The sequence below is a fragment of the Pseudomonas anuradhapurensis genome (assembly GCF_014269225.2).
In the GTDB taxonomy this organism is placed as follows: domain Bacteria; phylum Pseudomonadota; class Gammaproteobacteria; order Pseudomonadales; family Pseudomonadaceae; genus Aquipseudomonas; species Aquipseudomonas anuradhapurensis.
The window spans coordinates 166,013-177,071 of record NZ_CP077097.1 but is presented as its reverse complement, the minus strand read 5'-3'; the positions used below and the strand labels follow the sequence as shown (position 1 = coordinate 177,071).

Below are 11,059 nucleotides of genomic sequence, written 5' to 3'. Positions count from 1 at the left end.
ACCCCGCAACTTCAGCGCCTCCCAGCCTCCTTCCACCCCCCACCCAACGCCAGGAACACACCAATCTGCCCCAACGCCACCTGGCTATTGGCCGCCGCCAACTGCGCGCGCATGTCGGTATAAGTCCGCGTTGCCTGCAAGTCCGCCAGGAACGATTCACGCCCCGCCTGGTAATAGCGGTGGGTCTGGTCGGCCGCGTCCTTGGCCGACCGCTCCGCCTCGGCCAGCGCATCGCGCCGGTCCAGCAAGGCACTGTACTGCGCCAGGCGAGTCTGGGTTTCGCGGATGGCGTTCAGCACCACCCCATCGAAGTTAGCCAAGGCCGCCTGGGTCGAGGCTTCGGCCATGCGGATGCGAGCACGGGTGCCATTGGTGGGGATGCTCCAGCTGACCTGCGGGCCAAAACCCCAGCGGTTGGTCGAGGGCTCGCCAAGGTTCTCGAGGATACCGATGGTGCCGACCTGGGCGCCGATGCTGATATCCGGGTACAACGCGCCGGTGGCCACACCGATGTTGGCAGTGGCCGCAGCCAACTGGCGTTCGGCCTGGCGTACGTCGGGGCGGCGCTTGAGCAGGGCTGCGCCATCGCCGACGGGCAGCAGCTGGCTCAGGTGCGGCAGTTCGGCACAATCGGCAGTGCCGGCAGGCAGTTGCTCCACCGGCTTGGCCAACAACGCCGCCAGGGTGTACAGGCCGGCCTCGCGCTCGGCCTTGAAGCGTGGCAGCTCCGCGCGCAAGGACTTGAACTGGGTCTGCGAGCGGGTGACCTGGGTCTCATCGCCACGGCCGGCATCACGCAAGCGCTGGGTGAGCTTGACGCTTTGTTCCTGCAGGTCGAGCGACTCGCGGGCGATATGGTATTCCTCGTTGGCCGAGCAAACCTGGGTATAGGCCTTGACCACGTCTGCCACCAAGGTGATGCGGGCGGTATCGGCTGCGGCCTGCACAGCATCGGCATTGGCCTTGGCGGCCTCGGTGCCGCGCTTGAAGGTACCCCACAGGTCGAACTGGTACGAGGCGCTGATGATCGCCTCACCAATATTCGCCACCGGTACTTTCTCGGGCAGCAGGAAGGCTTCGCCAGACTCCTGCAGGCGCTGGGCACCCAGTTTGACGCCGCCGTTGAAGCCGCCTTGCGACTCAGCCACTTCGACCTGCGCGCGGGCCTTGGCAATGTTGGCAGCGGCCACACGCAGTTCGCTGTTGGCACTCAGGGCCTGGCGCACCAGCTCGTTCAACCGCGGGTCCTGATACAACTGCCACCAGTCCTCAGGCACCGGCGTCGACACCACGCTGTCAGCATCCTGGCGCAACGGGCCATTGAGGTCGCTGCGCTGCACCGCGGCATCCTTCGGTACCTGGTAGTCGGGGCCAACCATCATGCAGGCCCCCAGCGACAGGCACAGGCCAGCCAGCATCAGCTGTTTCATGGCCGCTGGCCCTCGATGATCGACACCGTGGCGGTTCGCCCGGCGATCATGCGGAAGTCCTCTGGTACCTCGTCGAAGGCGATGCGTACCGGAATACGCTGGGCCAGGCGCACCCAGCTGAACGCTGGGTTGACGTTGGGCAGCAGGTTGGCCCCGCTGCTGCGGTCGCGGTCTTCGATACCGGCAGCAAAGCTTTGCACATGGCCGCTCAGGCGGGTGTTGTCGCCCATGACCCGGATATCCACGGCATCGCCAATGTGAATGCCGCCCAGCTTGGTTTCTTCGAAGTAACCGTCGACGTGGTACGAGGCGCTATCGACCACCGACAGCACCGGCCGGCCAGCAGTGACAAATTCATGGTTACGCGGCGCACGGTCGTTGAGATAGCCGTCCACCGGGCTGCGCACCACCGAACGGTCGAGGTTGAGCTGGGCGCTGTCGACTGCCACTTGCGCTTCGCTGACCGCCGAGCGGGCACGGGCTTCGCGAGACTGGCTCTCTTCCAGCTGCTCGGCCGCCACCAGGTTGCCCAGCTTGCGGTTGCGCTGCGCCTCGCGGGTAGCCTGGGCCAGGGTTTCCTGGCGCTCGGCCAGGGTCGCCTTGGCCTGGCGCAGGGCCAGGGTGAAGCGGTCCTGATCGATGGTGAACAGCACATCGCCGCGCTTGACGGTCTGGTTGTCGCGCACCTCGACCTTCTGGATCAGCCCGGAAACGTCCGGGGCGATCTGGATCACGTCGGCGCGGATGTGGCCGTCGCGGGTCCACGGGGCGAACATGTAGTACACCACCATCTGCCACACGAGCACGGCGGCGAAGCTCACTACCAGCAAGGTCAGGACCACACGGCCCAGGGTCAGCAAAGGTTTTTTCATGGCAGCATCAGGTTTCGGCAAAAGTGGTCCACCGCGCCAAGCAGCACGGCATACAAGGCAACGTTGAACAACGCCCGGTGCCAGACCAGGCGGTAGAAATGCACGCGCACCAGCACCGCGTGCACCCCGAGGAACAGCAGGTAGGTGCCAAACATCATCACCAGCAGCGTGGGCAGGAATACCCCGCTGATATCCAGTTCACCAATCACAGGGGCGCTCCGTCGAGTCCGGGGGGCAATTGCGGCTGTTCGGCGGGTTCGAGCATCACCTCGACACCCGGCAACAGCGCCAGGCGCAGGCCGCTCAAGGCATGCAGCAGGTGGGTGCGGGCATCGCCGCGCTCGTACAGCTCATCGAGGTTCAGCGCCAGGCGCGCGCGCTCCATGTTGCGCAGTAGCGCGGCAGGCGCATGCAGGCGTTCACCAGCGCGCAGGCAGGCGGCGTAATGCGCGCCGACTTCCTCGATCACGGTGCCCAGGCGCTCACGGGCCTGCTGGCCGGCACGCGGCATGTAGGCCAGCAGGTCCAGCAGGTTGAGCCCTACGCGCAGGTCGCGCAGTGCCACGCCACTGTCCTGGCCGGTCTGCGACAGGCGCGGCAGGTGCTGCATCAGGCGGTCGAGCATCTGCACACCCACGTGGCGGTGTTCGGCAAGGGTGGCCGGTTCGGTCATTTCGACGATGTCGCGCCAGGCGAAGCGGGTCATGCGCTTGGCCGCCAGCTCCACACCGAACGGGCGCATCACCAGGGTCCAGATGAAGGCGAACAGCAAGCCGACGGGGCCGGCCAGGTTGGAGTTGAGGAAGGTGAAGAAATCCGCGTCGTAGGCACCCTGGATGCTGATGAAGGTCGAGGTGTTGACGATGGTCAGCAAGGTGCCGAGGTAAAAGCGCGGTTGCACGGTCAGGGTGCCGACGCAGATGAACGGCACGGCAAACGCCAGCACCAGCATCGGGAAGTCGTGCAGGTTGGGCAGCACCAGGAACAGGTACAGGCTGGAGAAGATCACCGACATCAGCGTCCAGAAGAAGAACCTGTAGATCTGCGGCGCCGGGTCGTCCATCGCAGCGAAGAAGCTGCACGACACGGCAGCAAGGATCACCGCGCTGGCCCCGTCGTTCCAGCCCAGGCCGATCCACAGGCCGCAGGCGACAATGATCGCAAGCACGGTAGAGGCTACCGAATACAGCATCAACCCGCGGTCGAAGAACGCTGTCAGGCGGCCCAGCCGCCAGTGGCGGTACACCGCGCGCCAGGGTTTGGCATCGTCGCTGCGCAAGGCGTGCTGCAGGCTGCAGCAGTCCTGCCAGAGGTCGGCCCATTCCGTAAGGCGATACAGGGCGTTGGACAGCAGCAGCTCGGCACGTTGGTCGAGGGCTGCGGCGCCGGGCTGCAGGCGCTCGATCTGCTCGTGCAGGGCGGCCCAGCGGGCGGGCGAAGCGCTGTCGGCGGTGCCCCTGAGCCATTCGCGGGCGGCCTCCAGCAGCGGTCGCATCTGGGCGAATTTCTCCGGAGCACGGCCTTCGAGGGCGACCAGGGCGTCGTCGAGGGCGTCGATCAACGGCAGCAGGTGGATCATGCGCCCGCGCAATTCGCGAGCATTCTTCAGGGTGTGCGGGCCGGCACCTTCATGGCCGAGCTGGCCGATCATCAGTTCCAGCGAGTTGAAGGTGGTGACCATCGTGCCGCGCAGGCCACCCACCTGGTCGGCGCTGGCTTGGCGGGCGAGGTAGGTATCGCTGTAACGGATCGCCTCGCTGAACCAGGTAGTGGTGGCACCGACCACCACTGGCGCCAGCCGACGCGGCCAGAAGATGGCCCCGACCACTGCCGCGCAAACGATACCCAGGCAGATTTCCTGGGCACGGGAAGACGCCACGTCGAACACTGCCAATGGGTTGTCGACCACCGCCAGGGCGATCATCGGCAAGGTGTAGCCCGCCAGCATCAGCACGTAGTTGTTGGCGGTGCGCAGATTCAGCGAAAGGAACAGCAAGGTGCCGGTCCACAAGGCGATGGCGATACTCAGCAGCAATGGCGACTGTACCAGCGGCGGCACCAGGAAGATCGCGCCACCGGCACCAAGCAGGGTGCCCAGGGCACGGTACAGGGCCTTGGAGCTGGTTGGCCCGAGGAAGGGGCTGGAGACGATGTACACCGTGGCCATGGCCCAATAGGGGCGCGGCAGCTGCATGAGCAGGGCGATGTACAGGGCGATCATGGAGGCGGCGAAGGTACGCACGCCATAGAACCAGTCGCGCGCCGGCGGCACCGAGCTGAAGAAACCGTTCATGCGGCCTCGCCTGTGCTGCCCAGGCCGGCAGCTTCGAAGGCACGCAACACGCGCAAGGCGGCTTCCAGGTCAGCTTGGTCGATATGCTGCAGCACCTCACGGCGCAGGCGCACCAGTTCGGCTTCGATGGACTCGGCCAGGGCGCGGCCTTCGGCGGTCAGGCTCAGGCCCTTTGCACGGCGGTCCAGCGGGTCTTCGCTGCGGCATACCAGGCCAGCCTTGCACAACTGGTCGAGCAGGCGCACCAACGACGGGCTTTCCAGGCCCGCAGCCTGGGCCACGGCAACCTGGTGCACACCGTCGCCCAGACGCACGATCATCAGCAGGGGCGTGGCGCAGGCTTCGGAGATGCCGTAGCCGGTCAGGGCGGTGTGGCAGATGCGCCGCCAATGCCGGGCGGCGACCACCATGCCGCTGCTGACTTGCAGGCGCAGGAGATCAAGGGACATTGAAGAAACCAAGGATATTCATAGTTTGCTAACTATCAATATACGCTTGGCCCTCCCCCTGTCGTCAACCAGCGGTGACGGATAGCCTGGGTGAAATGTTGTTCATGCCTGTTGTCAGTACCGGCCTGAGCAGAACGACTCAGGGCTGAATCTGGTCTTCCAGCTTCATGGTCAAGGCCAATGTGCTGCCCATCTGTACTGCCCGGTCGCGCCACTCCTGGTACCGCACCTCGTCACGGTTGCTGAAGTGCACTGCCAGCTCTTCGGCGGCCTGCACCACGCCCGCCGCTGCCGCCAGCTCCAGCCAGTACAGCGCCGCCTTGATATCGGCTTCCACGTACAGCCCGTGCATCAACCGGTATCCCACCTCGAAACGGCAACGTGCCTCGCCCCGCTCGGCACCGCGCAGGAACCATTGGTAGGCCTGCACCAGGTCGACCTGCCACTGCAGGTCGCCGTCGCACACTTCTTCCTCGTACAGGTCGCCCAGCGCAGCGGCGGCATGCAACAGGCCGCGCTCGAACGCCTGGCGGTAGCACTCTGCCGCCTGTACATAGGAGGGTTCGATACCTTTGCCGAAGTAATGCTGCTGGCCGAGGTTGAACCAGGCCGCGGCACTGCCCTGCAGGGCGGCCATGCGCAACAGGTGGCCGGCCAGCACGGTATCGGCACGCCAGTACTTGCCGTTGAGCCAGATCCAGCCAAGGTCATTGAGCGCCGCCACGTTGCCTTGCAGCGCCTGGCGGCGCAGGTCGGCATATACCGCCTGCACGTCGCTGGCCTCGTCCAGGCGGCTGATCAGTAGCGAGCGCTGGCTGGGCAGCCCTACCCCGGCAAACAACCGCTGTCGCCTCCCGACAGCAATCGGTGGGGCGATGACCCGCTCGGGCAGGAGACGGGCAAGCAGCGAATGGATATTGCTGGCAGCAGACATGTTCATCCTCATTGAACGACGCACAACCCCAACCTTCGGCTGTGATGAGGCGTGATTCTGCGTGACGACACGTCAAAACCTGTCGCGAACGAATCGGCACCTGGCAACCAAATGCGACTTCCTTGATCTGAGCAGGCTGTGGCCAATTGCCATGCCCCACGCCTGCCGCCATCCTATTGCGGCAAGCCTAGACAAGGACGTTACCTTTTGCCGTTCGCCACTACCCGCGCCACCCTCAGCCGTCAGTGGGCGCTGCTGCGCCAGCTGCCCAGCCGCTCTCCAGGCATTACCAGCGCCGAGCTGGTCTGGCGCCTGCGTGACGTAGGCTTCACTGTCAGCAAACGTACCGTCGAACGCGACCTCAATGAGCTGTCGCTGATATTCCCGCTGGAGCGCAATGACAAGAGCATCCCGTTTGGCTGGCACTGGTCGGCGAGCGCGGTGGGCGAATTGCGCGGCAATTTCGATCTGCTGACGCACCTGCGCGGCGACGCGCTGCAACCGGCACGGGGTGAGGGGGTCGAGTTGGTGGCACGGATCAGCGATGCACTGGCGCGGCAATTGCGCGATGCGCCGCTGAGTAGTGACATGCAACTGACGGCGCTGGAACACGGGCATCGGATGCGGGCCACGGTGAGTGATGGCTGGCCGCTGCGCTGGTGGCTGTTGAGCCATGGCGATGGGGTGGTGGTCGAGCAGCCTACCGGCCTGCGGGAAGAGATTGGCAGAATACTCAACAATGCGGCTGCGCAGTACCAGAATTCATAGCCGGTACCGGCCTCTCGCGGGTGAAGCCGCGAGGCACCGGTACCGGCTTACCGTTAGCGCTGCAACCCCCACCGCCGCACGGTCAGCCGCTCCAGGGTATTGAACACCAGCCCTTCCACCAGCAGACCAATCAGGATCACCACCGCCAACCCGGCGAATACCTTGTCGGTGTAAAGCTCGTTGCGGTTCTGGAAGATGTACCAGCCCAGCCCACCTTTGCCGCTGCTGGCACCGAACACCAGCTCGGCGGCGATCAAGGTGCGCCAGGCAAATGCCCAGCCGATCTTCAACCCCGACAGGATCGACGGCAGCGCCGCCGGCACCAGGATGTGCAGCACCAGCCGCAGCCCCTTCAGGCCATAATTGCGACCGGCCATGCGCAGCGTCTCCGACACGCCGAGGAAGCCGGCATAGGTATTGAGCGCCAACGCCCATAGCACCGAGTGCACCAGCACGAAGATCAGGCTGTTGTCACCCAGCCCGAACCAGAGCAAGGCCAATGGCAGCAGGGCAATTGCCGGCAGCGGGTTGAACATCGAGGTCAATGTGCCCAGCAGGTCACGGCCCAACTGGGTCGACACTGCCAGGCTGGTCAGGCCAAAGGCCAGGACGATGCCCAGCACATAACCCTTGAGCAAAATCACCAGCGAGACGCCGACCTTGGCTGGCAGTTCACCGCTGAACAGGCCATCCCACAAGGCGACGGCGGTTTGCACGAAGCTTGGCAGCAACAGGTCGTTGGCCTGGTAGCGGGCCACGGCCTCCCAGAGCACGACGATCACCAGCAGGATGACCGCCTTGCGCAACCAGCCTTGCTGCCACAGGCGCTGCAGCAACGGCAGTTGACGTTGCACGGGCACACTGAGTAGGGGCTGTAGTTGCACCTCGTATTCCTGGCGTACAGGTGTAGTGGTCATGGCTGAAGCTCCTGTCAGTAGGCGATGCGGATATCGTTGAAGCCAAGCTCACCAGCCGGTTCCGGCGCGCCCGCTTCGTCAAACAGCAAACGGTGGATGCGCCGGGCACTGGCCTGGAAGTCGTTGCCGCCCAGGCTGTCCAGGTCGTACTGGTGGCTGTGCACTTCGGCCCGTACCCGCCCAGGGTGTGGCGACAACAGCAGGATGCGGTTGCCGACCACCAGCGCTTCTTCGATGGAGTGGGTGACGAACAGCAAGGTGAAGCGCACCTCCTCCCACAACAGCAACAGTTCTTCCTGCATCTTGCGTCGGGTCAGCGCATCGAGTGCGGCAAACGGCTCATCCATCAGCAGGATCTTCGGCTGCGTGGCCAAGGCCCGGGCGATGGCCACGCGGGCCTTCATGCCGCCCGACAGGGTGTGCGGGTAGGCATCGACGAAGGCGGCCAGGCCGACCTTGTCCAGATAATGCAGCGCCCGCTCCTCGGCCTCCGCGCGCTTGAGTTGGCCCGATACCAGCAGCGGGAACGTGACGTTCTGCTTCACCGTCTTCCAGGGCGGCAACTGGTCGAATTCCTGGAACACCACGATGCGATCGGGGCCCGGGCCATTGACCGCCCGGCCCTGCAACAGCACCTGCCCTTCCTGGGGCGAAATGAAGCCAGCCACCGCCTTGAGCAAGGTGGACTTGCCACAACCAGAGGGGCCGAGCAGCACGAACCGGTCGGCACGGTCGACTTCGAAGCTGACCTGGTGGGTGGCCCGCACCACGCGTTGCGCGGTACGGTATTCGAGGCTGAGGTTGTCCACCTTGAGCAAAGGCGGCGTAGCGACATGGCTCAGGTTGCTGGCCGTGCGGCCTGGCAAAGGGGCGGTCATGATCGGTCAGCTCCCCTGCAGCGGGCGTTCATCCTGGAAGAAATAGTCCTTCCACGATTCCGGCTTGTGCTTGATGGCGCCCACCCGATAGAGGAAGTCGGCCAGCTTGTAGGTGTTTTTTGGCGTGATGGTGAATTCGTACTGCGGGTTGTCGATCAGCTTGATCAGCGTGTCGCGGTCGATCTTGGCTTTGGTCACGCGGATATAGGTGTCGGCAGCCGCTGCCTTGTCGTTCTGGGCGAAGTCGGCAGCCTCGGCCAGCGCATCGACGAAGGCCTTGTAGGTCTTGGGGTTGTCCTTGCGGAATTTCTCGGTGGCAAACAGCAAGGTCGGCGAATTGGGGCCGAGCAGGTCGTAGCTGTTGAGCACCACGTGCACGGCCTTGTTGGCCAGCACCTGGTCCTGGAACGGCGGGTTGGAGAAATGCCCGTTGAGCTCGGTGCCGCCGGCCAGCAGCGCGGCAGTGGCATCCGGGTGCGGCACGGCCAGGGTGTACTTGTCGAGGCGGTCGTATTGCTTGTCACCCCATTGCTGGGCGGCAGCGTACTGCAGGAAGCGCGACTGCACCGAAACGCCTACCGCCGGCACGGCGATGCGGTCCTTGTCGGAGATGTCGGCGATGGTCTTGACGTTGGGGTTGCTGCTGACCAGGTAATACGGGAAGTTGCCCAGCGAGGCCACAGCCTTGACGTTCTGCCGGCCCTGGGTACGGTCCCAAACCGTCAGCAACGGGCCGACGCCAGCGCCGGCGATATCCACCGAGCCGGACAGCAAAGCGTCATTGATGGCCGAACCACCGGATAGCTGGGCCCAGTCGACTTCGATGTCGATGCCCTGCGCCTTGCCGTGCTTTTCAATCAGGTGCTGGTCCCGCACCACGTTAAGTAGCAGGTAGACGATACCGAACTGTTCGGCAATGCGGATCTTGCCTTCTGCCTGCGCCGCAGCAGGAGCGGCCAGGCTGCCGACAACCAGGCTCGCACCCAGGCCGATGCTTGCCGCCAGGCGGCTGATGGATTTGCGCATGTTGGGTTCCTCAGTGGTCAGAACGGGGCATCGCCCTGGATAGTGGTGCGGTACAGCTTGCGGCGCAGGTTTGCTGGGCAGCCGGTGGCCAGGTGGATCAACGAGCGGTTGTCCCAGAACACCAGGTCGTGGGGCTGCCACTGGTGGCGGTAGATGTTCTGTTCCAGCACGCTGAGGGCATACAGCTGTAGCAGCACCTCGCGGCTTTCGTCGTCTGGCATGCCGACGATGCGGGTGGTGAAGCCTTCACTGACGAACAGCGCCTTGCGGCCGTTTTCCGGGTGGGTACGGACGATCGGATGGATGACTTCCTGAACTTGCGCCAACTGCTCTGCGGTCAGGGTCGGGCGCCAGTTGCCTTCGAACTTGTTCTCGGCGTAACGGGCCGTGTAGGAGTGCGCGGCACTGCGCCCCTCGACCACCTTGCGCAAGGCTTCGGGGACGGCGTCCCAGGCCTTGTGCATGTCGGCGAACAGGGTATCGCCGCCCTCGATGGGCAGCTCCTGGGCATGCAGCATGGAGCCGAGGCTTGGCAGTTCCTTGTACGACAGGTCCGAATGCCAGAATTTGCCGGCATCCCCCAGGCCAATGTTGCGACCATCCTCGATGATGTTGGAAACGATCAGGATTTCGGGGTGGCCGGCTAGCAGGAACTGCTTGAGCACGTGGATCTGCAACTCGCCGAAACGGCGGCTGAAGGCGATCTGCTGCTCGGGGCTGATGCGCTGGTCGCGAAACACCAGCACATGATGGTCGAGGTGGGCGCGGTGGATACGGGCGAAATCTTCGGTGTTGACCGGTTGAGCCAGGTCCAGGCCGATGACTTCGGCGCCTGTGGCAGCGGAGAACGGGCGGATTTCGAAGCGTTGCGGCTGGGCGCTGTCGATGATCGACAAGGCGTTCGAGGCGGCTGACATTTTTAACTCCCACGCAGTGCGCGACGTCAATGGCGCGCAACGATCAGAAACGCACGGGGATTTCCCGTGTGGATTCAAGTCGTGCGGCGCGCCGATTGGTCGACGGGTACGCAGTGGAAGCGACTATAAAGGCATAAAACCTATAATTTAAATATCTTTAATGAATAACCATAGCACTGGCGTTTGCCTATTCCCCGATCAGATCAGGCCGCCCTGCTCTTCTTCTTCGATAAGGTTGTTCAGGCTGCTGAGCGCCTTGCGCGCCGTGGAGCGATTAAGCAGCTTGGCCTGCGCCCCGGGAGGCAGGTCGGTGATCTTGAAGACCCCCTTGGCAGTCAGCACGTCGATCAGGTCCTCGAGCACCCGGATCATGTCGAGGTCGCTTTGCTTGAGCTGGTTGAGGCTGTTTTCCACAATGTCGTCGGCGAACCAGGCCTGGATATCGGCATGGTCGGCAGGGAGCATTTCTGTGAACTCGTCGAAAGCGGCTGCCTCTACCCGCCGCAACTGGCCGGCAGCATCGCGTTGCACATAGAACATGGCGTCCCTCGTCACATTGGTTCCTTGTTGGTAGG

12 protein-coding genes are annotated in these 11,059 nt (G+C 64.1%); 1 reads left to right on the top strand and 11 read right to left on the bottom strand.

Features of this window, described 5'->3' with window-relative positions:
* Positions 1–11: 11 nt before the first annotated feature.
* The 6 genes from HU763_RS00760 to HU763_RS00735 all read right to left on the bottom strand — a co-directional run bounded on the left by HU763_RS00760 (position 12) and on the right by HU763_RS00735 (position 5,978).
* Positions 12–1,430, bottom strand: a complete 1,419-nt coding sequence (locus HU763_RS00760) for an efflux transporter outer membrane subunit (protein WP_186687767.1) — start codon at positions 1,428–1,430, stop codon at positions 12–14.
* Positions 1,427–2,302 carry an efflux RND transporter periplasmic adaptor subunit gene (locus tag HU763_RS00755; RefSeq protein ID WP_186687770.1) on the bottom strand — a complete coding sequence of 292 codons (876 nt, stop codon included), beginning with the start codon at positions 2,300–2,302 and terminating at the stop codon, positions 1,427–1,429. Before HU763_RS00755 ends, HU763_RS00760 begins: the two co-directional genes overlap by 4 nt.
* The gene (locus HU763_RS00750) at positions 2,299–2,511 is read right to left on the bottom strand and encodes a DUF1656 domain-containing protein (protein ID WP_114169105.1); all 213 of its coding nucleotides are present in this window, start codon (positions 2,509–2,511) and stop codon (positions 2,299–2,301) included. The genes HU763_RS00755 and HU763_RS00750 overlap by 4 nt, the downstream gene beginning before the upstream one ends.
* Entirely contained in the window at positions 2,508–4,595 is a 2,088-nt protein-coding gene (locus HU763_RS00745) for an FUSC family protein (protein WP_186687773.1), read from the bottom strand. Before HU763_RS00745 ends, HU763_RS00750 begins: the two co-directional genes overlap by 4 nt.
* On the bottom strand, positions 4,592–5,044 hold the full coding sequence (locus HU763_RS00740; protein ID WP_186687775.1) for a MarR family winged helix-turn-helix transcriptional regulator: 453 nt from the start codon (positions 5,042–5,044) through the stop codon (positions 4,592–4,594). Before HU763_RS00740 ends, HU763_RS00745 begins: the two co-directional genes overlap by 4 nt.
* A 139-nt stretch (positions 5,045–5,183) precedes the next feature.
* Positions 5,184–5,978: a tetratricopeptide repeat protein gene (locus tag HU763_RS00735; protein ID WP_186687777.1), complete on the bottom strand. Its 795-nt coding sequence runs from the start codon at positions 5,976–5,978 to the stop codon at positions 5,184–5,186.
* 207 nt (positions 5,979–6,185) lie between these two features.
* Between HU763_RS00735 and HU763_RS00730 the strand changes: the two genes are divergently transcribed.
* Entirely contained in the window at positions 6,186–6,746 is a 561-nt protein-coding gene (locus HU763_RS00730; protein WP_186687779.1) for a WCX domain-containing protein, read from the top strand.
* A gap of 53 nt (positions 6,747–6,799) precedes the next feature.
* Here HU763_RS00730 and HU763_RS00725 read toward each other — a convergent pair whose 3' ends face one another.
* The 5 genes from HU763_RS00725 to HU763_RS00705 form a co-directional block, all read right to left on the bottom strand.
* Complete coding sequence (locus HU763_RS00725; protein WP_186687789.1) at positions 6,800–7,663, bottom strand: ABC transporter permease; 864 nt, start codon at positions 7,661–7,663, stop codon at positions 6,800–6,802.
* Between the two features lie 14 nt (positions 7,664–7,677).
* A complete protein-coding gene (locus HU763_RS00720) occupies positions 7,678–8,541 on the bottom strand; it encodes an ABC transporter ATP-binding protein (protein WP_186687792.1) in 864 nt (287 codons plus the stop codon).
* Between the two features lie 6 nt (positions 8,542–8,547).
* Positions 8,548–9,567: an ABC transporter substrate-binding protein gene (locus HU763_RS00715; protein ID WP_186687795.1), complete on the bottom strand. Its 1,020-nt coding sequence runs from the start codon at positions 9,565–9,567 to the stop codon at positions 8,548–8,550.
* Positions 9,568–9,584: 17 nt separating this feature from the next.
* Positions 9,585–10,484 carry a TauD/TfdA dioxygenase family protein gene (locus HU763_RS00710; RefSeq protein WP_186687798.1) on the bottom strand — a complete coding sequence of 300 codons (900 nt, stop codon included), beginning with the start codon at positions 10,482–10,484 and terminating at the stop codon, positions 9,585–9,587.
* Positions 10,485–10,682: 198 nt separating this feature from the next.
* Positions 10,683–11,024, bottom strand: coding sequence for a tryptophan synthase subunit beta (locus HU763_RS00705; RefSeq protein ID WP_170027728.1), 342 nt, complete (start codon positions 11,022–11,024; stop codon positions 10,683–10,685).
* Between the last annotated feature and the right edge of the window lie 35 nt (positions 11,025–11,059).

Coding starts and splice junctions, on each gene's coding strand:
- HU763_RS00715 (WP_186687795.1), bottom strand. CDS start 9,567: ATGCGCAAATCCATCAGCCGCCTGGCGGCAAGCATCGGCCTGGGTGCG.
- HU763_RS00740 (WP_186687775.1), bottom strand. CDS start 5,044: ATGTCCCTTGATCTCCTGCGCCTGCAAGTCAGCAGCGGCATGGTGGTC.
- HU763_RS00720 (WP_186687792.1), bottom strand. CDS start 8,541: ATGACCGCCCCTTTGCCAGGCCGCACGGCCAGCAACCTGAGCCATGTC.
- HU763_RS00760 (WP_186687767.1), bottom strand. CDS start 1,430: ATGAAACAGCTGATGCTGGCTGGCCTGTGCCTGTCGCTGGGGGCCTGC.
- HU763_RS00745 (WP_186687773.1), bottom strand. CDS start 4,595: ATGAACGGTTTCTTCAGCTCGGTGCCGCCGGCGCGCGACTGGTTCTAT.
- HU763_RS00755 (WP_186687770.1), bottom strand. CDS start 2,302: ATGAAAAAACCTTTGCTGACCCTGGGCCGTGTGGTCCTGACCTTGCTG.
- HU763_RS00725 (WP_186687789.1), bottom strand. CDS start 7,663: ATGACCACTACACCTGTACGCCAGGAATACGAGGTGCAACTACAGCCC.
- HU763_RS00705 (WP_170027728.1), bottom strand. CDS start 11,024: ATGTTCTATGTGCAACGCGATGCTGCCGGCCAGTTGCGGCGGGTAGAG.
- HU763_RS00735 (WP_186687777.1), bottom strand. CDS start 5,978: ATGTCTGCTGCCAGCAATATCCATTCGCTGCTTGCCCGTCTCCTGCCC.
- HU763_RS00710 (WP_186687798.1), bottom strand. CDS start 10,484: ATGTCAGCCGCCTCGAACGCCTTGTCGATCATCGACAGCGCCCAGCCG.